The sequence below is a fragment of the Pseudomonas yangonensis genome, assembly GCF_009932725.1.
Taxonomy (GTDB): domain Bacteria; phylum Pseudomonadota; class Gammaproteobacteria; order Pseudomonadales; family Pseudomonadaceae; genus Aquipseudomonas; species Aquipseudomonas yangonensis.
This window is the reverse complement of sequence record NZ_BLJU01000009.1, coordinates 23,899-42,022: the sequence shown is the minus strand read 5'-3', so window position 1 is coordinate 42,022 and position 18,124 is coordinate 23,899. Positions and strand designations below refer to the sequence as shown.

Here is an 18,124-nt window from a genome sequence, read left to right as displayed (position 1 = left end):
CAACAATAAGGACTTGCCATGAAACGTCTGCTCAAGCCGCTGGCGGCTGCCTGTCTGCTGGCTAGCGCCCATCCTCTTTACGCTGCTCCCTACAGTGCCTTGTACGTATTTGGTGACAGCCTCAGTGATGCAGGCTGGTTTGCTGATGCTGACGGCCCTGCCGGCGCTACTACCCGTTTCACCAATCGAGTTGGCCCTACCTATCAGGACGGGAGTGGCGAAGCTTTCGGCCCGGTGGCGCCCATGCTACTTGGCGATGCCCTGGGCTTGGGTGGAGCAGGCCTGGGGCCGGCGAATTCGGTTGAGGGTGGCAACAACTGGGCGGTTGGTGGCTATCGTACCGACGAGATTCTCAAAACCATTAGCGGTCCAGGCGGGTACCTTGCCTCCAGCGGCGGGCGTGCCGACCCCAATGCGTTGTACTACCTCACCGGGGGCGGTAACGATTTTCTTCAGTTCCGTGTAGTCGATACTGCCAGCGCGCAAGCGGCTGCCGGTCGATTGGTCGACAGTGTCGAGGTTCTGCAGCAGGCAGGTGCGCGTTACATCATGGTGTGGCTGCTGCCGGATATCGGTCTGACACCGAATTTCTACGGCGGTGGACTGCAGGACTTTGTGTCCGGCCTGGGAAGCGACTTCAACCAGGAGGCGGTAAGTCAGTTGGCAACCGTCAATGCCAATGTGATTCCGCTGAATATTCCGCTCAATCTTTCGGAAACATTGGCTGATCCCGGCCGTTACGGCCTGGTCGATGACCGTGATGCGGTAATCGGAAGCTGTTTCGAGGGTTGCAGCAACCCACACCCGGTTTACGGGATTAATGGCACCGCTCCCGACCCGACCAAGCTACTGTTCAACGACAGCGTTCATCCGACAATCGCTGGGCAGCGTATCATTGCAGACTATGCCTACTCGCTTCTCGCGGCGCCTTGGGAGGTCACGCTTCTGCCTGAAATGGCGTTGGGGACGCTTCGTAGTCACCAAGACCAGTTGCGCGCTCAGTGGCTTGCCGATTGGGAAGCGTGGCAAGGGGTAGGGCAGTGGCGTGCTTTTATCAATACCGGCGGCCAGCGACTGGATTACGATCTGCAGCGTGGCGATGCCGACGGCAACGGCTATAGCCTCAACTTCGGGACCAGTTATCGACTCGATGAAGCCTGGCGCCTGGGTCTGGCTGCCGGGCTCTACCAGCAGAGTCTGGAAGCAGGGCGCGCGGGCTCCGATTACGATTTGCGCAGCTACCTGGGCACTGCATTTGCGCAGTATCAGCACAATCGCTGGTGGGGCGACCTGTCCGCGAGTATCGGTCGTCTCGACTACGATGACCTCAAGCGCAAGTTTGCCATCGGTCCTGCCACCAACTCGGAAAAGGGCGATACCGACGGTGATCTGTGGGCTTTCAGCGGCCGCTTCGGCTACGACATCGCTCAGCCTGGCAGCCAGTGGCACCTGAGCCCTTTTCTGAGCGCCGACTACGTACGGATCGAAGTGGACGGCTATGCCGAGGATGGCCAACGCTCCACGGCCCTGAGCTACGGAGATCAGGTGCGCAAATCCAAGCGTCTCGGTGCCGGCCTGCAGGGGCTTTACGACCTCACGCCACAGACCCGGCTATTCGGAGAGTTGGCGGTGGAGCGGGAATATGAAAACGACCCAAGCGAAGTACGTATGGCACTGAATAGTCTGCCGGGGATCGGTTTCGAACTACCGGGCTATCGACCCGACGACCGCATGTGGCGCAGCCATATCGGCGTTAGCCACAGCCTGGGGAACGGTTTGTCGCTACGTGGCAGCTATAGCTACCGGCATGCGGACGATCAAGCCCAGCATGGTTTGAATCTTTCGTTATCACTGGAGCTCTAAGAGTCGTTTCGAGACCAACGTACTTCTCCTGAGAGTGCTGGCAGTTGGTCCGGAGTGCGCTTTGTCATTTTCTCCTTTTCGTCGTGGCCTCAGGGAGGCGGCCATGACGGGAAAGGGTTAAACTGCGCGCGATTTTCCCCCTCTTTCCGGAGCCGTCCATGTCCCGCGTCACCCTGAGCCGCTACCTGATCGAGCAGACTCGCAGCCATAACACCCCGGCCGATCTGCGTTTCCTTATCGAAGTCGTGGCGCGGGCCTGTAAGGCGATCAGCCACCAGGTCTCCAAGGGCGCCCTCGGCGGCGTACTGGGCAGCCTGGACAGCGAGAACGTGCAGGGTGAAGTGCAGAAGAAGCTCGACGTCATCTCCAACGAGATCCTCCTCGAAGCCAACGAATGGGGCGGCCACCTGGCCGGCATGGCCTCCGAGGAAATGGACAATGCCTACCAGATCCCCGGCAAGTATCCGAAAGGCGCCTACCTGCTGGTATTCGACCCGCTGGACGGCTCCAGCAACATCGACGTCAACGTCTCGGTCGGCACCATCTTCTCGGTGTTGCGCTGCCCGGACCGTAACGGTGATACCGGCGACCTGGGCGAGGACGCCTTCCTCCAGCCGGGCACCCAGCAGGTTGCGGCCGGCTACGCCATCTACGGCCCGCAGACCATGCTGATGCTGACCCTCGGCGATGGCGTCAAGGGTTTCACCCTGGATCGCGAACTGGGCAGCTTCGTGCTCACCCACGACAACATCAAGGTGCCGGAGTCGACCAAGGAATTCGCCATCAACATGTCCAACCAGCGCCATTGGGAGGCGCCGGTACAGCGTTACGTCTCCGAGCTGCTGGCCGGCGAGACCGGGCCGCTGGGGCGCAACTACAACATGCGCTGGATCGCCTCGATGGTGGCCGACGTGCATCGCATCCTCACCCGTGGCGGTGTGTTCATGTACCCGCGCGATGCCCGCGAGCCGGACAAGCCGGGCAAGCTGCGCCTGATGTACGAAGCCAACCCGATGTCGATGATCATCGAGCAGGCCGGCGGTGCTGCCACCGACGGTAACCAGCGCATTCTCGATATCCAGCCCACTTCCCTGCACCAGCGCGTACCGGTGTTTCTCGGTTCCAAGGAAGAAGTGCTGCGCATCACCGCGTACCACCGCAACTGATGCCCGCCTGGCAGCCGCTGCTCGACTGGTGGTTCGGTGCCGATCACGGCACGGCCGCCGAGGTGGCGGCGGCGCGCCAGAGGTTGTGGTTCGGCAAGCGCGACAGCCAGGACCGTGAGGCCGAGACGCGTTTCGGCGCGCTGGTCGAGCAGGCACTGGCTGGCGAGCTGCAAGGCTGGGCGGACGTTCCGCAGGGCTGGCTGGCGCAACTGATTCTGCTCGACCAGCTGCCGCGCATGATCTATCGCGATACGCCGCGGGCCTTTGCCGGTGACAAGTTGGCGCAGCCGTTGTTGCAGGATGGCCTGGATCGCAACTGGGATCTCAGGCTGGCGCCCATCCAGCGGGTCTTTGCCTATCTGGTGTTCGAGCACGCCGAGGATCTGGCCTTGCAGAACCGCGCCGTCGAGCTGTTTGCCAGCCTGCTGAACCAAGCCGCTGCCGACGAGCAGGCATTGTTCGCCAACTTCCTCGATTTTGCCGAGCGCCACCAGCGGATTATCGCCCGTTTCGGGCGCTTCCCCCATCGCAATGCGATTCTTGGACGCGCCTGCAGCGACGAAGAACAAGCCTTCCTGCGGGAACCCGGCTCGCGTTTCTGAACTCCAATCGGGCAAGTCGTCGCCGGCTATGCCAAGCTTGCTGGCACCTTCCCATCAGGAGCTTCATCCATGTCGATGCGTATCGTCGCGTTGCTCGCCTGCTGCCTGCTTGCCGCCTGCAGCAAGATCAATCAGGAAAACTACTCCAAGCTCAAAGCCGGCATGAGCAAGCAGGAAGTGGAAAGCCTGCTCGGCGCGCCGGGCGAGTGTGCCGGCGCACTGGGGATGACCAGCTGCACCTGGGGTGACGACAAGGCCTACATCAGCGTCCAGTATGCCGGGGACAAGGTCATGCTGTTCTCCGGCAAGGGACTCAAGTAAACAGGAGCTTCCATGCGTTCGATCCTAATCGCCAGCGCCGTTCTCGCCCTCGCCGGCTGTGCCAACTCCGGTACCGGCAGCATTCAGAAGCCGCCACCGCAGACCATGCAGGTCGACCTGCAGCGCTACCAGGGCACCTGGTACGAATTGGCGCGCCTGCCGATGTTCTTCCAGCGCAACTGCGTGCAGTCCGAAGCGCATTACGGTTTGCGTGACGATGGCCGCATCGACGTGACCAACCGCTGCCGCGACAAGGACGGTGAGTGGATCGAGGCCAAGGGCGTCGCCGAACCGCAGGTCGAAGGGAAGACCGACAAGCTGTGGGTACGCTTCGACAACTGGGCCAGCAAACTGCTGCCGATCAAGGGCGACTACTGGGTGATCTACCACGACGAGGATTACCGCGTGGCGCTGGTTGGCCATCCTGAGCACAAATACCTGTGGCTGCTGTCGCGCACCCCTGAGGTGGATCAGCAAACCCGCGACAAGCTGCTGAGCATCGCGCGCGAGCAGGGTTACGTGACCTCGGACCTGATCTGGCGCCAGGCCGACTAGCCTGTAGCCCGGATGTAATCCGGGGATGCCTACAGGGTATTTCCCGGGTTGCATCCGGGCTACGGATCACTCCCAATCCAGGCGCGCGAGCTTCCATTCGCCGCCGTCTAGCCACCACTCCAGTTTCACCGAATAGTGCCGCGCACTATCGGGAATCAATCCTTCGGCCCCGCTCAGGCCAACCTGCGCCTCGGTGTAGCCCTTGCTGCTGATCGCCGAGTCGATCCAGCTTTTCTTGCCCAGGGCGAGCACCTTGACGTTCTTGTGGCGCAGAAACAGCAGGGTCATGGTGCCCTTGGCCCATTCGCGGTCAAGCTCCTGGCGGGCCAGGAAATCGCCATGCAACTGGTCCATCACCGCGCCGGTGCTCTTGGCCTCGATATTGTCCTGCAATTGCTGCACGGCCGCTTCCAGTGCAGCCTGCGGGTCGTCACGACCGCCGCAGCCTGCGAGCAGGAGGGTGAGGGTCATGAACAGCGACCAGAACAGATGACGCATCGACATGCTGAACTTCCTTTTCATGGTTATGATGCCAGGCAGAGCGGACACGGCAGTTGTAGCCCAGCCAACAGGAGCCAACCATGCAGACTTTGTATCCGGAGATCAAACCCTACGCACGCCATGAGCTGGCGGTCGAGGCGCCGCACGTGCTGTACGTCGACGAGAGCGGCTCGGCGGATGGGTTGCCGGTATTGTTCATTCATGGTGGCCCAGGGGCAGGCTGTGATTCTGCCAGCCGCCGTTATTTCGATCCTGCACTGTATCGCATCGTTACCTTCGACCAGCGCGGCTGTGGCCGTTCCACGCCCCACGCGAGTTTGGAGAACAACACCACCCAGGCGCTGATCGGCGATATCGAGCGTATTCGCGAGCACTTGGGGATAGACAAGTTCGTGCTGTTCGGCGGCTCCTGGGGTTCCACCCTGGCGCTGGCCTATGCGCAAACGCATCCACAGCGTGTGCACGGGCTGATTCTGCGCGGCATCTTCCTGTGCCGGCCGCAGGAGTTCAGCTGGTTCTACCAGGAGGGCGCCAGCCGCCTGTTCCCCGATTACTGGGAAGACTACGTCGCACCGATTCCGCCTGAAGAGCGCGGCGACCTGATGCAGGCCTTTTACAAACGCCTGACCGGCGCCGACCAGATCGCCCAGATGCACGCGGCCAAGGCCTGGTCGACCTGGGAAGGGCGTACCGCCACCCTGCGTCCCAATACTCAGGTGGTCGAGCGCTTCAGCGAGGCGCACCGGGCGCTGTCCATCGCCCGTATCGAATGCCACTACTTCGTCAACGATGCCTTTCTCGAGTCGAACCAAATGCTGCGCGACATGCCGAAAATCGCCCATTTGCCGGGCATCATCGTGCATGGCCGCTACGACGCCATCTGCCCGCTGGATAACGCCTGGGCGCTGCACCAGGCCTGGCCCAACAGTGAGCTGCAGATCATCCGCGACGCTGGCCACTCGGCGGCGGAACCTGGTATCACCGATGCGCTGATCCGCGCCACTGAACAGATGGCCCGCCGTCTGCTCGACCTGCCGCCGGAGGATGCATGAAGCTGCTGATCCAGCGCGTCACTGGCGCGCGGGTAGAGGTCGATGGTGAAGTGGTGGGGAGCATCGATCAGGGCCTGCTGGCGCTGGTCGGCATCGAACCGCAGGATGACCAGGCCAGCCTCGCCCGCGCCCTGCACAAGCTGCTGAACTACCGCGTATTCAGCGACGAGGCGGGCAAGATGAACCGCTCGCTGACGGACGTGCAGGGCGGTCTGCTGCTGGTCTCGCAATTCACCCTGGCCGCCGATACCAAGAGCGGCATGCGCCCCAGCTTTTCCAGCGCAGCGCCGCCTGCGCAGGGCGCTGCACTGTTCGATGCCTTGGTCGAGATGGCCAAGGCCCAGCACCCTCAGGTCGGCACCGGACGCTTCGGCGCTGATATGCAGGTGCACCTGGTCAACGATGGGCCGGTGACCTTCCTGCTCGAGGTGTGAGCCTGGAGTTGAGGGACCTGCACAGCATTCGCGGCTAAAGCCCCTCCCACTAGAGTGTGGATGCGCTGGCAAAAGCAGGCATGCCACCTCCCCGTGGGAGGGGCTTCAGCCGCGACTACCAATCAGCGCCGTGCATCGGGTGGACAACGCGAAGCTTGTCCACCGCCCGTAGGGTGCGTCCCGCGCTCCGGCGATTCAAAGAACGCGATCAGAACAACCGGGCCAGCAACGCCGGCACCGCCGTTTCCACGCGAAGAATGCGTTCGCCCAACTGCACCGGCTGCAGGCCTGCGGCTTGGCGCAGCAGATCGACTTCGTAGGGAATCCAGCCACCTTCCGGGCCGATGGCCAGGGTCACCGGCTCCTGCACGGCGCGTGGGCAGGCCGGGTAGTCGCCCGGGTGGCCGACCAGGCCCAGCGTGCCGGCTGCCAATGCCGGCAGGCGATCCTCGACGAAGGGCTTGAAGCGTTTCTCGATGCTCACCTCGGGCAAGACGGTGTCGCGCGCCTGCTCCAGGCCGAGAATCAGCTGTTCACGAAGCGCTTCGGGGTCGAGAAAGGGTGTCTGCCAGAAGCTCTTCTCCACCCGGTAGCTGTTGACCAGCACCAGACGCGGTACGCCCATCGCGCTGACGGTTTGCAGCACACGTTTGAGCATCTTCGGGCGGGGCAGGGCGAGGATCAGAGTCAGGGGCAGCTTGGCCGGTGGCGGCTGGTCGAGGCTGACCTGCAGCTCTGCATGTTCGGCGTCCAGCGAGAGCAGTTGCCCCCCGCCCATCAGCCCGCCAAGGCGGCCGACGCGCAGGCGGTCGCCGGCCTCGGCGCGATGCACCTCATGCAGATGCTTCAGACGTCGGCCGGTGAGGCGTACCCGATCGACGCCAATGAAATCGGCGTCTTCCAGCAGCAGCAGATTCACGACAGGGGCGCGGGCGGCTGGTCTTCGGGCTTGGCTTCTTCCTCGGGCTGCTCCTCGTCACGCTTGCGCTTGACCAGCGCACCGGCCAGCAGGCCGCTTTCGAACAGCAGCCACATGGGTAGGGCCAGCAGGGTTTGCGAGAACACGTCCGGCGGCGTCAGCACCATGCCCACCACGAAACAGCCGACGATCACGTAGGGACGGCTCTTGCGCAGGGTGGCGACGTCGACCAGGCCGACCCAGATCACCAGAAAGGTGGCGATGGGAATCTCGAAGGCCACGCCGAAGGCGAAGAACAGCGTCAGGACGAAGTCCAGGTACTGGCCGATGTCGGTCATCATCGCCACGCCCTGCGGGGTCACGCTGGCGAAGAAGCCGAACATGATGGGGAACACCACGAAATAGGCGAAGGCCATGCCTGCATAGAACAGGAAGATGCTGGAGATCAGCAGCGGTACGGCGATGCGCCGTTCATGGGTGTAAAGCCCCGGCGCGATGAAGCCCCAGGCCTGGTGCAGGATCACCGGCATGCCGAGAAACAGCGCGCACATCAGCGTCAGCTTGAACGGCGTGAGGAAGGGCGAGGCGACGCCGGTGGCGATCATCGTCGCGCCTTCCGGCAGGTAGGCGCGCAGCGGCGCCGCCACCAGGGCGTAGATGTCCTGGGCGAAATAGAACAGGCCGGCGAAGATCACAAAGATAATCACCACGCAACGCAGCAGGCGCGTGCGCAGCTCGGTCAGGTGCGAGACCAGGGGCATTTCCTGGTCGGCGTCCGGCAGTTTGCTCATGGCTGGGGATTCTTGTCTTGGGCGGCGGGCTGGGGCGTTTCGGCGGGCTTGCCGGTCTCGTTGACCGGCTTGAGGCTGGTGGTGTCGAGGATGTCCTGCTTCATCGCCTTCATTTCCCGCTCCAGCTCGAGAATCCGCTCGTTGTGCAGTTGGCGGCGGATCTCGTCGGCGCCGATCTCGCGCTCCACTTCGGCCTTGATTGAGTTGAAGCTGCGCTTGATCCGACCGATCCACAGGCCGGCCGTGCGAACCGCGCCCGGCAGACGCTCAGGGCCGAGCACCACCAGAGCGACCAGGCCGACCAGCAGCAGTTCGGTAAAACCGATGTCGAACATGGCTTAGTCTTTCTTCGCCGGCTCTTCGACCTTGCGTGCCTGGGCGTCGATGGTCTGCCCCTTGGGCTCTTCGACTGCCGGCTTGTCGGCTTCGCCGTTGTCCATCGACTTGCGGAAGCCCTTGATCGCGTCGCCCAGGTCCGAGCCCAGATTCTTCAGGCGCTTGGTGCCGAACAGCATGACCACGATGAGCAGAATGATCAGGAGTTGCCAGATGCTGATACCGCCGAAACCCATGATGCGTTCTCCGTTGTGAAAGTTATTCGGATTGCGGTCGCGCGGCTTTTTCCGCGTGGCCGGAGAGGCCGAAACGGCGATCCAGTTCATCCAGCACGGCCTGCGGATGCTGGCCGAGGGCGGCGAGCATGACCAGGCTGTGGAACCACAGATCGGCGGTTTCGTAGATCAGGTCCTTGCAGTCACCGCCGGCGGCGGCGTCCTTGGCGGCGAGAATGGTTTCCACCGATTCCTCGCCGACCTTTTCCAGAATCTTGTTCAGGCCCTTGTGATACAGGCTGGCGACATACGAACTGTCCGGCGCTGCGCCCTTGCGCGCTTCCAGTACTTCGGCCAGGCGGCTCAGGGTGTCACTCATGGCTGTGTCCTGCATAGATGGCGTGCGGATCTTTCAGCACGGCGTCGACGGTTTTCCAGCCGCCATTCTCGTACACGCGATAGAAGCAGCTCTCGCGTCCGGTGTGGCAGGCGATGCCGCCCAGCTGCTCGACCATCAGCACGATGACGTCTGCGTCGCAGTCCAGGCGCAGTTCATGCAGCTTCTGCACATGGCCGGACTCCTCGCCCTTGCGCCACAGCTTGCCGCGCGAGCGTGACCAGTAGATGGCGCGCTGCTCGCTGACGGTAAGGGCGAGAGATTCGCGGTTCATCCAAGCCATCATCAGGATGCGGCCGGTCTGGTGGTCCTGGGCGATGGCCGGCACCAGGCCGTCTTCGTTCCAGTGAATTTCGTCGAGCCAATCGTTCATCGGTGTTCCAAGTCTGCCGGCGCTGCCGGACTGTCAGTTCGCCAAGTGTGCCAGTGCTGTGGCTGGCTGGCTATCGGCGCAGTACCAGATAGAGACCGCCACCGACCATCAGCCAGGCTGGCCAGGCAACCAGCAGCGGCGCCAGGCCTTGAACGGTGCCTGCGCCGATCAGTGCGGCGCCGAGCAGGCGTAATGGCCACTGGTCGCGGTTGGGGCGCTGCTCTTCGCGCTGCTGCGAGCGCTGCAGGCGTTCCAGGGTGTCGCGGGCGATCTGCGACAGGTGCGGCACCTGCTCGGCCTGCTGCTGCAGGTTGCGCAGCAGGTGCAGCGGGCTGATGCGCTCGCGCATCCAGCGCTCGAGGTAGGGCTGGGCAGTGCTCCACAGGTCCAGATCCGGATACAGCTGGCGGCCCAGGCCTTCGATATTGAGCAGGGTCTTCTGCAGCAGTACCAGCTGCGGCTGCACCTCCATATTGAAGCGACGTGCGGTCTGGAACAGGCGCAGCAGCAACTGGCCGAAGGATATGTCCTTCAGCGGTTTCTCGAAGATCGGCTCGCACACGGTGCGGATGGCGGCTTCGAACTCGTTGACCTTGGTTTCTGCCGGTACCCAGCCCGAGTCGATGTGCAGCTGCGCCACCTTGCGGTAGTCACGCTTGAAGAAGGCCAGCAGGTTGCGCGCCAGGTAGTCCTGGTCCTCGTCGGTGAGGCTGCCGACGATGCCGCAGTCGATGGCGATGTACTGCGGGCTCCAGGGCGTGCGGGTGCTGACGAAGATGTTGCCGGGATGCATGTCGGCGTGGAAGAAGCTGTCGCGGAACACCTGGGTGAAGAAGATTTCCACGCCGCGCTCGGCCAGCAGCTTCATGTCGGTGCGCTGGTCGGCCAGGGTGGCCAGGTCGGTCACCGGGATGCCGTAGATGCGCTCCATGACCAGCACCTGGTGGCGGCACAGGTCCCAGTAAACCTGCGGCACGTAGAGCAGTGGCGAGCCTTCGAAGTTGCGCCGCAGCTGGCTGGCGTTGGCCGCCTCGCGTAGCAGGTCGAGCTCGTCGTAGATGGTCTTCTCGTAGTCGCTGACCACCTCCACCGGGTGCAGGCGGCGGGCATCGGCAGAGGCCCTTTCGGCGATGCGGGCGATCAAAAACAGCCAGGCCAGGTCCTGGCGGATAACCGGCTTGAGGCCGGGACGCACCACCTTGACCACCACTTCCTCGCCGCTCTTCAACTGCGCGGCGTGGACCTGGGCCACCGAGGCCGAGGCCAGCGGCTGGCTGTCGAAGCGGGCGAACAGCTCGCTGACCGGCGCGCCGAGCTGGCGCTCGATCAGGGCGATGGCCTGATCCTCGGGGAACGGTGGCACGCGGTCCTGCAGGTGGGCCAGCTCGTCGGCGATGTCCGGCGGCAGCAGGTCGCGACGGGTGGACAGCAACTGGCCGAACTTGATGAAGATCGGCCCCAGGTCCTCCAGAGCCAGGCGCAGGCGCGCGCCGCGCGACAGCGCCAGCGGCTTGCGTGGCAGCCAGCGCCAGGGCAGCAGGCAGGACAGGGTGCGCAGCCAGAACGGCAGCGGCAGCTCGAAGAGCATTTCGTCCAGTTGATAGCGGATCACTACGCGCTGGATGCGCAGCAGACGGCGAACGGCAAGCAGCTTCATGCGTCGGGCTTATGGGCAGAAGTGAGGCGCTCGATGCGTGCTTCCAGGCGGTCGAGGGCGAGTTTCAGTTGGTCCAGCTCGGCGAAGCGCACATCGGCTTCGCGCTGGCCCACCAGGGTTCGTGATTCTTCGGCCAGGTAGTCGGCCAGATCCTGCCTGAGGCTGGCGGCGCCGTTGCTGGCCAGGTTCACCCGGCTGCGCAGATGGCCGGCGAGCAGGGTGGTGGCCACCGGGCCGAGCCAGCGCGAGACTTCGTATTCCCAGTCCAGCTCCAGATCCTGCAGGACGCCGGCCAGTTGCAGCAGCACGGCGCTGTCGCCATCGAGCGATACTTCGGGACGATGCAGCACGGCGGTCTTCTCGCGGCTCAGGGCCAGACGCGCCAGGCTGGCAGCCGGTGCTGTCAGCGTACAGTCGGCGGGCGCATGCCATTGCGCAGCCAGCTGCAGGCCATCGCCGCTGGGCAGGATATACAGCTCAAGTGCCGGGCTCTGGCACTGCACGGCGATAACCTTGCCGCTGAGTGCCTGCAGACGCGGCAAGGCCGTACCATCGAGGCGCAGGACGCGGTTGAGGCCCGTCTCGACGCCGGCCAGCAAACCCGTGATGAGCATTAAGGCTTGATGCCTCTGTGCAGGGCGACGATACCGCCGGTCATGTTGTGGTAAGTGACGCGCTCGAAGCCGGCGTCGACCATCATCGCCTTGAGAGTTTCCTGATCCGGGTGCATGCGGATCGACTCGGCGAGGTAGCGGTAGCTGTCCGAGTCATTGGTGATCAGCTTGCCGGCCAGCGGCATGAAGCTGAACGAGTAGGTGTCGTAAGCCTTGGCCAGTAATGGGTTGCCGGGCTTGGAGAACTCCAGCACCAGCAGCCGCCCGCCCGGCTTGAGCACGCGCAGCATGGAGCGCAGGGCGTCTTCCTTGTGCGTTACGTTGCGCAGGCCGAAGGCGATGGTGACCACGTCGAAGTGGTTGTCCGGGAAGGGCAGTTTCTCGGCATCGGCCTGGACGAACTGCACATTGCCGGCCACGCCCTTGTCCAGCAGGCGGTCGCGACCGACCTTGAGCATGGAGTCGTTGATGTCGGCCAGCACCACGTCGCCGGTCGGACCGACCAGGCTTGAGAATTTGCGGGTCAGGTCACCGGTACCGCCGGCGATATCCAGCACGCGATTGCCCGGGCGTACGCCTGACAGCTCGATGGTGAAGCGCTTCCACAGGCGGTGCAGACCGCCGGACAGCACGTCGTTCATCAGGTCGTACTTGGCCGCCACCGAGTGAAAGACTTCGGCTACCTTCTCTGCCTTCTGGCTTTCCGGCACGTCCTGGAAACCGAAGTGAGTGGTGGGTTCCTGTTCCTGGGCCTTGCGTGGATCGCTCATGTCGCTCTCACCGGATAGAAAACCGCCCCATTCTAAAGGCGCCTGGCGCCTTTGTCTTGCCTGGGTGCCCGCTCGCCCAATGGGCTGGTAGAGTGATGTGACTTCATGCCGCAGCCGTGCGGCGCGCTGCCAGTTCAAGGAGTTGCCATGTCCCGCATTCGTGTCGAACGATCCCATACCCTCGGTCGCGAGGGCGCCCGCGAAAAGGCCGAGCGCCTGGCCGAACGCCTGGCCAGCGAGTACGACGTACGTTATCGCTGGAATGGCGACGTCCTGGAGTTCAAGCGCAGTGGTGCTGATGGCAGCATTGCAGTGGGTGAAGACACCGTACGTGTCGAGCTCAAGCTCGGCCTGCTGCTGTCGCCCATGGGCGGCATGATCCAGCGCGAGATCGAGCAGGTCTTGGATAAGTCGTTGGTGTGAAGGGGCTGCAGGCCGCAGTCTACAGGCGGCAGGTAAGAGCAAAAGCAATTCGCTACGCTGCTTGGCCTGAAGCCTGAAGCCTGAAGCCTGAAACCGCTCTTAGTATGTGATTTCTAATTTTTCTCCCTAGGGTGTACCCAAGCCTGCATTCCGTGGGCGTTTCCGCTAACTGTCAAAGCGCGTGAGGTGCACCATGTCGAAAGTTGCCGTGAAGAAAAAAACCGAAGCCGTGGTCGAAGACAAGGCCGGTCTGTTCGACGACGTGAAGGGCTATGCCCGCAAGATCTACCTCGCCGGCCTGGGCGCTTATGCCAAGGCGGGTGCCGAGGGGGCCGAATACTTCAAGGAACTGGTCAAGGCCGGTGAAGGCGTCGAGAACAAAGGCAAGAAGCTGGTCGACGAACAGGTCGAGGCCGCCAACAGCCAGATCGAATCGGTCAAGCAGTCGGTCAATTCCAATGTCACCAGCGTTAAAGGCAAGGTCGAAGTTCAACTCGACAAGATCGAGAAGGCTTTCGATACTCGTGTGGCTTCCGCTCTGAACCGCATCGGTATTCCGTCCAAGCAGGATGTAGAAGCACTCTCTGCTAAGCTGGATGAGCTGAGCGCGTTGCTCGAGCACGTCGCGCGTACCAAATAAGGAGATCAGGATGGCTGTTAAGAAGAAAACCGAGAAACAGACCAGCTCCTGGATCGGCGAGGTCGAGAAATACTCGCGCCAGATCTGGTTGGCAGGCTTGGGCGCTTATTCCAAGGTCAGCAAGGACGGCACCAAGCTGTTCGACTCGCTGGTCAAGGATGGCGAGAAGGCCGAGAAACAGGCCAAGACCGAAGTCGACAAGCAGGTCGGCGCGGTCAAAGCCGGTGTCGGCTCGGCCCGCTCCAAGGTCGACGAGGTCAAGGGCAAGGCGTTCGGCAAGTGGAGCGAGCTGGAAGAGGCGTTCGACAAGCGTCTGAATAACGCCATCTCGCGTCTGGGCGTGCCCAGCCGTAACGAGGTCAAGGCGCTGAACGACAAGGTCGACAGCCTGACCAAGCAACTGGAAAAGATCGCTGGCGTGTCGGCCAAGTCTGTCGCCAAACCTGCTGCCAAAGCGGCGCCCAAGCCTGCTGCCAAGGCCGCAGCCAAGCCCGCTGCCAAACCTGCAGCGAAGCCGGCCGCCAAAGCTGCAGCCAAGCCAGCCACTGCCAAAGCTACCGCGAAACCGGCCGCTGCAAAACCGGCCGCTAAAGCTGCGGCCAAGCCCGCGGCCAAGCCGGCAGCCAAGGCCGCAGCGAAACCCGCTGCCAAGCCGGCTGCTGCAGCCAAGCCAGCGACGGCCGCCAAGCCGGCGGCCAAACCGGCCGCGAAACCGGCTGCAGCGAAGAAACCGGCCGCGAAAAAGCCAGCCGCGCCCAAGGCGGCTGCAGCGAAGCCGGCAGCACCGGCTCCGGCCCCGACGGCTGCTGCGACTCCGGCAGCTGCACCGGCTCCGGCAGCTACTCCGGCGACTCCCGCCACCTCGTCCTGAGTTTCTCGGGATCAAAACGCCCGGCCTGGTGCCGGGCGTTTTCATTTCAGGTCGTGGAATGGCGCAGCAACTGCGGATGTGCGTCAGGCTTCCAGATAACGCTGTGCCAGATGCTCGACCGTGCTGCGTGATGGCTGGTTCAGGTGCGGCGCGACCAGCATCATGATCTGGTACACCACCAGGCGCACTTCTCCTTCCTGATCGAGGATGCGCTGGTAATCGAGGGAAAACAGCAGAGTCAGGGTGATCTGCTCGACCAGTTGGCCGAGCGCCTGGGTGTCGCTGTTCAGTTGACCGTCGGCCATCAGGCGGGCGAGCAGGGCGGCCAGGGTGCGTTTCAGCGCGTTCAGCCAGTGGCGAATGCCGCGCGCCAGTTTTGGCAGCCGTCCGGCCAGGTTGGACATGTCCTGGAAGAGAAAGCGGTACTGCGACAGGCGTTCGACGATCAGATGCAGGAACAGCCAGTAGTCCTCGACATCCAGTTCGGCCTCGGCTGGTGGATCGAGCAGCGGCGCCATCTCGGCCTGGAAACGTTCGAACAGCTCCAGCACCAGCGGCTCCTTGCCGTGGAAGTGGTAGTAGAGATTACCCGGGCTGATGTCCAGTTCGTTGGCGATCTCCAGGGTGGAAACGTTGGGCTCGCCCTGCTCATTGAACAGCTGCAGGGCGGCTTGCAGAATGCGTTCGCGGGTTTTCATCCTTGGCTTCTTGTTCGGCTGGGCGCGATGGGCTGACGATAACCGGCCGCTACGCTGCCGGCCATTGCTTTCAACGGATATGCACGTAGGTGCCCGGTGCCGCCTCCATGGCCGGATGGCTCTGGTTGCCCAGCGTCATCAGGGTTTCCCGCTGCTCGCCGGAACGCGCCTGAATCCACTCCAGCCACTGAGGCCACCAACTGCCCTGTTGATGCTGAGCGTCGTGGTACCAGGCGCGCGGGTCGGAGGTGAGCTTGGCGTTCTCATGGTAGTTGGCCTTGGGGTTGCCCGGCGGGTTGAGAATGCTCTGGATATGGCCGCTGTTGGAGAGGATGAAACGGCGGTTGCCGCCGAGCAGCAAGGTTGAACGATAGACCGCATCCCAGGGCGTGATGTGATCGTTGATGCCGGCCACGCTGAAGCTGTCGACGTTGACCTTGGTCAGGTCGACCGGCGTACCGCAGACCTCCAGCCCACCGGCACGGCGCAGCGGGTTGTGCTTGAAGAAGTCGATCAGGTCGCCATGCAGGGCAGCGGGCAGGCGGGTGTTGTCGTTGTTCCAGTAGAGGATGTCGAACGCCGGTGGCTGCTTGCCGAGCAGGTAGTTGTTGATCCAGTAGTTCCAGATCAGGTCGTTGGGGCGCATCCAGGCGAACACGCGGGCCATGTCGCGGCCATCGAGCACGCCCTGCTGGTAGGAGCGGCGCTTGGCCGCTTCCAGGGTTTGCTCATCGGCGAAGAGCATGGCCGGGCTGTCGATCTGGCTGTCGAGCAGGCTGACCATGTAGGTGGCGCTGGAGACTTTACGCAACTGCCGACGTGCCTGCAGATGGCCTTGCAGGGCGGCGATGGTGAGGCCGCCGGCGCAGGCGCCGAGCAGGTTGACGTCCTTGCTGCCGCTGATGGCGCGGCAGGCGTCGACGGCGTCCTCGACGGCCTGCACATAGCTCGACAGGCCCCATTCGCGGTGGCGCGGATCCGGGTTGCGCCAGCTGATCATGAAGGTCTGCAAGCCGTTCTTCAGTGCGTACTGGACGAAGCTCTTGTCGTTGGACAGATCGAATATGTAGTACTTGTTGATCTGCGGCGGCACGATCAGCAGCGGGCGCAGGTACTGCTTTTCGCTCATCGGCTTGTACTGGATCAGCTCCAGCAGCTCGTTGCGAAATACCACGGCGCCGGGCGTACAGGCCAGGTTACGGCCGATCTCGAAGGCGTGCTTGCTGACCTGGCTGGGCAGGCCGTCGTTATGCAGCAGGTCGTCGAGCAGGTGGCGCAAACCCTTGAAGGCACTGCTGCCGCCGGTGTTGAACAGCTCCTTTACCGCTTGCGGATTGAGCGGGCTGTTGGACGGCGACAGGGCGTCGCTCATCAGCGAGGCGAGAAAGCGCGCGCGGGCGCGATCATCGGCCGACAGGTCGCTGTCGTCGATCCACGCCGCCAGCTGTTTCTGCCAGGCCAGGTAGGCCTGCAGGCTGCGTCGATAGAAGGGGTTGAGGTGCCAGGTCGGATCGGCGAAACGCGCATCCTGCGGGTTGACCTTGTGCGGCGTGTCGCCGAGCAGCACGCGGCCCAGCTGGCCGCCGAAGGCCAGCAGTTGCCGGCCGCTGCGGGCTGGATTCTTCAGGCTCTGGGCGGCCAGCAGGCGCATGGTGGATAACAGATCGCGCCCGCGTACGCCCACTACTGCGCTTTGGGCATTCATGAAGGTGGCAGGTGCCGGCAGTGAGGCCGGGTTCGACTTGTCTCGCATGGGGTAACACTCCGTCGTCAAACCTAGAGACATTCATGGCGCGGACTGCCAGATGCGCGCCTTGTGCTTGTGCCGGCTGTGCAGCAAGCCCTGTACCAGGCGCACGGGAAGTGCATTGCAGAGCGCCTGTGAATAATCGAAGGGGCCATGGTCGGCCCCTTCGTCGAGCATGCAGAACATTGCGCACCAAGCTGGTGCCGTCAATGCTGGCGCACCGGGGTGGGCTGCGGGTGCATCACCGCACGGTGCCGCTCTTCCTCGAGGAACTTCATGATGATCGGCGCCACCGCTTCGGCGCGGGTCACCAGAAACAGGTGACCGTCGTCGATGATGTGCAGCTCCGAGTTGGGAATGCGCCAGGCCAGCAGGCGCATGTTGATCAACGGAATCAGCGGGTCGTCGTCGCCAGCCATGATCAGCGTGGGTTGGCGAATCTTGTGCAGCCAGTGGATGCTGGTCCAGCCGAGGCCGGCGAACAGTTGCCAGTAGTAGCCCATCTTGCCGCCCGAGCGCACCTTGCTGGCATGCGCCATGGCCAGTTTCGGGTCGCGACGGAAGGCGCCGCCGTAGATGTCCGGGGCGATGCGCACGCCATAGGAGGGTTGCACGTAGCGCCGCGGACTGGCCATGCGCCAAAGCACCTTGGGCTTGCCCGGCACCATCACCGCACCGGCCGAGGTGGCGGCAAGGATCAGCTTCTTGCAGCGCTCGGGGTAGTCATGGGCGAATTGCTGGGCCAGGGCGCCGCCCCAGGACACGCCGATGGCGTTGACCTGACCGTAGTCAAGGTAATCGAGCATGCGCGCCGCCAGCTTGGCCAGACCCGGGAAGCGGTAGGGCGTGGCCGGGGTCGATGAGCCACCGACGCCGGGGACGTCGAAGGCGATGATCTCCAGCTCCGGATCCAGGGCGGCGACGAAGGGCATCACCAGTTCCAGGTTGGCACCGATGCCGTTGAAGATCAGCAGCGGCACCAGTTGGCTGTTGCCCGGCCGCACCGCGGTGCGGATGGTCTGCCCATCGAGGTCGATGGTGCGGAATACGAATGGTTGCGGCATGGGCGCAGCCCCTGTGGAGTTGAGCGCTGGCGACGGCCGTCCGGGCCGCCCCCAGGGTTACCAGGGATTACCTGGTTGCACGCCGGTCAGACCGTCGTGGCGTGCGGCACTTCCC

Annotated in this window: 24 protein-coding genes; 10 read left to right on the top strand and 14 right to left on the bottom strand. The window is 63.4% G+C overall.

The features are described from left to right. The first annotated feature begins 18 nt into the window (after window positions 1-18). From estP to GYB81_RS12905, 5 genes are all read left to right on the top strand, one after another. A complete protein-coding gene (gene estP, locus GYB81_RS12925) occupies window positions 19-1,863 on the top strand; it encodes an esterase EstP (RefSeq protein WP_161868000.1) in 1,845 nt (614 codons plus the stop codon). Between the two features lie 158 nt (window positions 1,864-2,021). Continuing rightward, window positions 2,022-3,029 carry a class 1 fructose-bisphosphatase gene (locus GYB81_RS12920; protein WP_161897855.1) on the top strand — a complete coding sequence of 336 codons (1,008 nt, stop codon included), beginning with the start codon at window positions 2,022-2,024 and terminating at the stop codon, window positions 3,027-3,029. Beyond that, window positions 3,029-3,631, top strand: coding sequence for a DUF924 family protein (locus GYB81_RS12915; RefSeq protein WP_161868002.1), 603 nt, complete (start codon window positions 3,029-3,031; stop codon window positions 3,629-3,631). Before GYB81_RS12920 ends, GYB81_RS12915 begins: the two co-directional genes overlap by 1 nt. Window positions 3,632-3,700: 69 nt before the next feature. Beyond that, the gene (gene bamE / locus GYB81_RS12910) at window positions 3,701-3,952 is read left to right on the top strand and encodes an outer membrane protein assembly factor BamE domain-containing protein (RefSeq protein ID WP_017360545.1); all 252 of its coding nucleotides are present in this window, start codon (window positions 3,701-3,703) and stop codon (window positions 3,950-3,952) included. A gap of 12 nt (window positions 3,953-3,964) precedes the next feature. After that, the gene (locus GYB81_RS12905; RefSeq protein ID WP_161868003.1) at window positions 3,965-4,507 is read left to right on the top strand and encodes a lipocalin family protein; all 543 of its coding nucleotides are present in this window, start codon (window positions 3,965-3,967) and stop codon (window positions 4,505-4,507) included. A 66-nt stretch (window positions 4,508-4,573) separates the two neighbouring features. On the opposite strand, the gene GYB81_RS12900 is transcribed toward GYB81_RS12905, so the two are convergent. Then, complete coding sequence (locus tag GYB81_RS12900) at window positions 4,574-5,011, bottom strand: hypothetical protein (protein ID WP_161868041.1); 438 nt, start codon at window positions 5,009-5,011, stop codon at window positions 4,574-4,576. Between the two features lie 77 nt (window positions 5,012-5,088). Between GYB81_RS12900 and pip the strand changes: the two genes are divergently transcribed. Then, entirely contained in the window at window positions 5,089-6,060 is a 972-nt protein-coding gene (pip, locus tag GYB81_RS12895) for a prolyl aminopeptidase (protein ID WP_161868040.1), read from the top strand. Then, the gene (gene dtd, locus GYB81_RS12890; RefSeq protein WP_161868039.1) at window positions 6,057-6,494 is read left to right on the top strand and encodes a D-aminoacyl-tRNA deacylase; all 438 of its coding nucleotides are present in this window, start codon (window positions 6,057-6,059) and stop codon (window positions 6,492-6,494) included. Before pip ends, dtd begins: the two co-directional genes overlap by 4 nt. Window positions 6,495-6,702: 208 nt before the next feature. On the opposite strand, the gene GYB81_RS12885 is transcribed toward dtd, so the two are convergent. The 9 genes from GYB81_RS12885 to ubiE form a co-directional block, all read right to left on the bottom strand. Beyond that, entirely contained in the window at window positions 6,703-7,413 is a 711-nt protein-coding gene (locus GYB81_RS12885) for a 16S rRNA (uracil(1498)-N(3))-methyltransferase (protein WP_161897854.1), read from the bottom strand. Next, window positions 7,410-8,204 carry a twin-arginine translocase subunit TatC gene (gene tatC, locus GYB81_RS12880; RefSeq protein ID WP_161897853.1) on the bottom strand — a complete coding sequence of 265 codons (795 nt, stop codon included), beginning with the start codon at window positions 8,202-8,204 and terminating at the stop codon, window positions 7,410-7,412. The genes GYB81_RS12885 and tatC overlap by 4 nt, the downstream gene beginning before the upstream one ends. Continuing rightward, window positions 8,201-8,539, bottom strand: coding sequence for a Sec-independent protein translocase protein TatB (gene tatB / locus GYB81_RS12875; protein ID WP_161868092.1), 339 nt, complete (start codon window positions 8,537-8,539; stop codon window positions 8,201-8,203). Before tatB ends, tatC begins: the two co-directional genes overlap by 4 nt. A 3-nt stretch (window positions 8,540-8,542) precedes the next feature. Further along, window positions 8,543-8,776, bottom strand: a complete 234-nt coding sequence (gene tatA / locus GYB81_RS12870) for a twin-arginine translocase TatA/TatE family subunit (RefSeq protein WP_024306614.1) — start codon at window positions 8,774-8,776, stop codon at window positions 8,543-8,545. Window positions 8,777-8,798: 22 nt separating this feature from the next. Then, the gene (locus tag GYB81_RS12865; RefSeq protein ID WP_161868091.1) at window positions 8,799-9,134 is read right to left on the bottom strand and encodes a phosphoribosyl-ATP diphosphatase; all 336 of its coding nucleotides are present in this window, start codon (window positions 9,132-9,134) and stop codon (window positions 8,799-8,801) included. Then, window positions 9,127-9,525 carry a phosphoribosyl-AMP cyclohydrolase gene (hisI, locus tag GYB81_RS12860; RefSeq protein ID WP_004372946.1) on the bottom strand — a complete coding sequence of 133 codons (399 nt, stop codon included), beginning with the start codon at window positions 9,523-9,525 and terminating at the stop codon, window positions 9,127-9,129. Before hisI ends, GYB81_RS12865 begins: the two co-directional genes overlap by 8 nt. A 70-nt stretch (window positions 9,526-9,595) precedes the next feature. After that, complete coding sequence (ubiB, locus tag GYB81_RS12855; RefSeq protein WP_161897852.1) at window positions 9,596-11,182, bottom strand: ubiquinone biosynthesis regulatory protein kinase UbiB; 1,587 nt, start codon at window positions 11,180-11,182, stop codon at window positions 9,596-9,598. Beyond that, on the bottom strand, window positions 11,179-11,796 hold the full coding sequence (locus GYB81_RS12850) for a ubiquinone biosynthesis accessory factor UbiJ (protein ID WP_161897851.1): 618 nt from the start codon (window positions 11,794-11,796) through the stop codon (window positions 11,179-11,181). Before GYB81_RS12850 ends, ubiB begins: the two co-directional genes overlap by 4 nt. Next, complete coding sequence (gene ubiE, locus GYB81_RS12845) at window positions 11,796-12,566, bottom strand: bifunctional demethylmenaquinone methyltransferase/2-methoxy-6-polyprenyl-1,4-benzoquinol methylase UbiE (RefSeq protein ID WP_161897850.1); 771 nt, start codon at window positions 12,564-12,566, stop codon at window positions 11,796-11,798. Before ubiE ends, GYB81_RS12850 begins: the two co-directional genes overlap by 1 nt. 147 nt (window positions 12,567-12,713) lie before the next feature. On the opposite strand from ubiE, the gene GYB81_RS12840 reads away from it, so the two are divergent. From GYB81_RS12840 to GYB81_RS12830, 3 genes are all read left to right on the top strand, one after another. Continuing rightward, a complete protein-coding gene (locus GYB81_RS12840) occupies window positions 12,714-12,989 on the top strand; it encodes a polyhydroxyalkanoic acid system family protein (RefSeq protein ID WP_161897849.1) in 276 nt (91 codons plus the stop codon). Window positions 12,990-13,182: 193 nt separating this feature from the next. After that, window positions 13,183-13,629, top strand: a complete 447-nt coding sequence (locus tag GYB81_RS12835; protein WP_161868077.1) for a phasin family protein — start codon at window positions 13,183-13,185, stop codon at window positions 13,627-13,629. Window positions 13,630-13,639: 10 nt separating this feature from the next. Further along, window positions 13,640-14,500, top strand: coding sequence for a phasin family protein (locus tag GYB81_RS12830; RefSeq protein WP_161897848.1), 861 nt, complete (start codon window positions 13,640-13,642; stop codon window positions 14,498-14,500). Window positions 14,501-14,583: 83 nt separating this feature from the next. Here GYB81_RS12830 and GYB81_RS12825 read toward each other — a convergent pair whose 3' ends face one another. The 4 genes from GYB81_RS12825 to phaZ all read right to left on the bottom strand — a co-directional run bounded on the left by GYB81_RS12825 (window position 14,584) and on the right by phaZ (window position 18,009). Next, window positions 14,584-15,198, bottom strand: a complete 615-nt coding sequence (locus tag GYB81_RS12825) for a TetR/AcrR family transcriptional regulator (RefSeq protein WP_161897847.1) — start codon at window positions 15,196-15,198, stop codon at window positions 14,584-14,586. 70 nt (window positions 15,199-15,268) lie between these two features. After that, window positions 15,269-16,951, bottom strand: coding sequence for a class II poly(R)-hydroxyalkanoic acid synthase (gene phaC / locus GYB81_RS12820; RefSeq protein WP_161897846.1), 1,683 nt, complete (start codon window positions 16,949-16,951; stop codon window positions 15,269-15,271). Window positions 16,952-16,984: 33 nt separating this feature from the next. Then, on the bottom strand, window positions 16,985-17,122 hold the full coding sequence (locus GYB81_RS12815; RefSeq protein ID WP_161868049.1) for a hypothetical protein: 138 nt from the start codon (window positions 17,120-17,122) through the stop codon (window positions 16,985-16,987). A 29-nt stretch (window positions 17,123-17,151) separates the two neighbouring features. Then, window positions 17,152-18,009, bottom strand: coding sequence for a poly(3-hydroxyalkanoate) depolymerase (gene phaZ, locus GYB81_RS12810; protein WP_024306621.1), 858 nt, complete (start codon window positions 18,007-18,009; stop codon window positions 17,152-17,154). Window positions 18,010-18,124 lie beyond the last annotated feature (115 nt).

Excerpts from the sequence above, each read along its gene's own strand:
- hisI (WP_004372946.1), bottom strand. The coding sequence starts at position 9,525 with ATGAACGATTGGCTCGACGAAATTCACTGGAACGAAGACGGCCTGGTG.
- tatC (WP_161897853.1), bottom strand. The coding sequence starts at position 8,204 with ATGAGCAAACTGCCGGACGCCGACCAGGAAATGCCCCTGGTCTCGCAC.
- GYB81_RS12905 (WP_161868003.1), top strand. The coding sequence starts at position 3,965 with ATGCGTTCGATCCTAATCGCCAGCGCCGTTCTCGCCCTCGCCGGCTGT.
- GYB81_RS12900 (WP_161868041.1), bottom strand. The coding sequence starts at position 5,011 with ATGTCGATGCGTCATCTGTTCTGGTCGCTGTTCATGACCCTCACCCTC.
- GYB81_RS12840 (WP_161897849.1), top strand. The coding sequence starts at position 12,714 with ATGTCCCGCATTCGTGTCGAACGATCCCATACCCTCGGTCGCGAGGGC.
- phaZ (WP_024306621.1), bottom strand. The coding sequence starts at position 18,009 with ATGCCGCAACCATTCGTATTCCGCACCATCGACCTCGATGGGCAGACC.
- pip (WP_161868040.1), top strand. The coding sequence starts at position 5,089 with ATGCAGACTTTGTATCCGGAGATCAAACCCTACGCACGCCATGAGCTG.
- ubiB (WP_161897852.1), bottom strand. The coding sequence starts at position 11,182 with ATGAAGCTGCTTGCCGTTCGCCGTCTGCTGCGCATCCAGCGCGTAGTG.
- dtd (WP_161868039.1), top strand. The coding sequence starts at position 6,057 with ATGAAGCTGCTGATCCAGCGCGTCACTGGCGCGCGGGTAGAGGTCGAT.
- bamE (WP_017360545.1), top strand. The coding sequence starts at position 3,701 with ATGTCGATGCGTATCGTCGCGTTGCTCGCCTGCTGCCTGCTTGCCGCC.
- tatA (WP_024306614.1), bottom strand. The coding sequence starts at position 8,776 with ATGGGTTTCGGCGGTATCAGCATCTGGCAACTCCTGATCATTCTGCTC.
- GYB81_RS12815 (WP_161868049.1), bottom strand. The coding sequence starts at position 17,122 with ATGCTCGACGAAGGGGCCGACCATGGCCCCTTCGATTATTCACAGGCG.
- phaC (WP_161897846.1), bottom strand. The coding sequence starts at position 16,951 with ATGCGAGACAAGTCGAACCCGGCCTCACTGCCGGCACCTGCCACCTTC.
- ubiE (WP_161897850.1), bottom strand. The coding sequence starts at position 12,566 with ATGAGCGATCCACGCAAGGCCCAGGAACAGGAACCCACCACTCACTTC.
- GYB81_RS12865 (WP_161868091.1), bottom strand. The coding sequence starts at position 9,134 with ATGAGTGACACCCTGAGCCGCCTGGCCGAAGTACTGGAAGCGCGCAAG.
- tatB (WP_161868092.1), bottom strand. The coding sequence starts at position 8,539 with ATGTTCGACATCGGTTTTACCGAACTGCTGCTGGTCGGCCTGGTCGCT.
- estP (WP_161868000.1), top strand. The coding sequence starts at position 19 with ATGAAACGTCTGCTCAAGCCGCTGGCGGCTGCCTGTCTGCTGGCTAGC.
- GYB81_RS12850 (WP_161897851.1), bottom strand. The coding sequence starts at position 11,796 with ATGCTCATCACGGGTTTGCTGGCCGGCGTCGAGACGGGCCTCAACCGC.
- GYB81_RS12830 (WP_161897848.1), top strand. The coding sequence starts at position 13,640 with ATGGCTGTTAAGAAGAAAACCGAGAAACAGACCAGCTCCTGGATCGGC.
- GYB81_RS12915 (WP_161868002.1), top strand. The coding sequence starts at position 3,029 with ATGCCCGCCTGGCAGCCGCTGCTCGACTGGTGGTTCGGTGCCGATCAC.
- GYB81_RS12835 (WP_161868077.1), top strand. The coding sequence starts at position 13,183 with ATGTCGAAAGTTGCCGTGAAGAAAAAAACCGAAGCCGTGGTCGAAGAC.
- GYB81_RS12920 (WP_161897855.1), top strand. The coding sequence starts at position 2,022 with ATGTCCCGCGTCACCCTGAGCCGCTACCTGATCGAGCAGACTCGCAGC.
- GYB81_RS12825 (WP_161897847.1), bottom strand. The coding sequence starts at position 15,198 with ATGAAAACCCGCGAACGCATTCTGCAAGCCGCCCTGCAGCTGTTCAAT.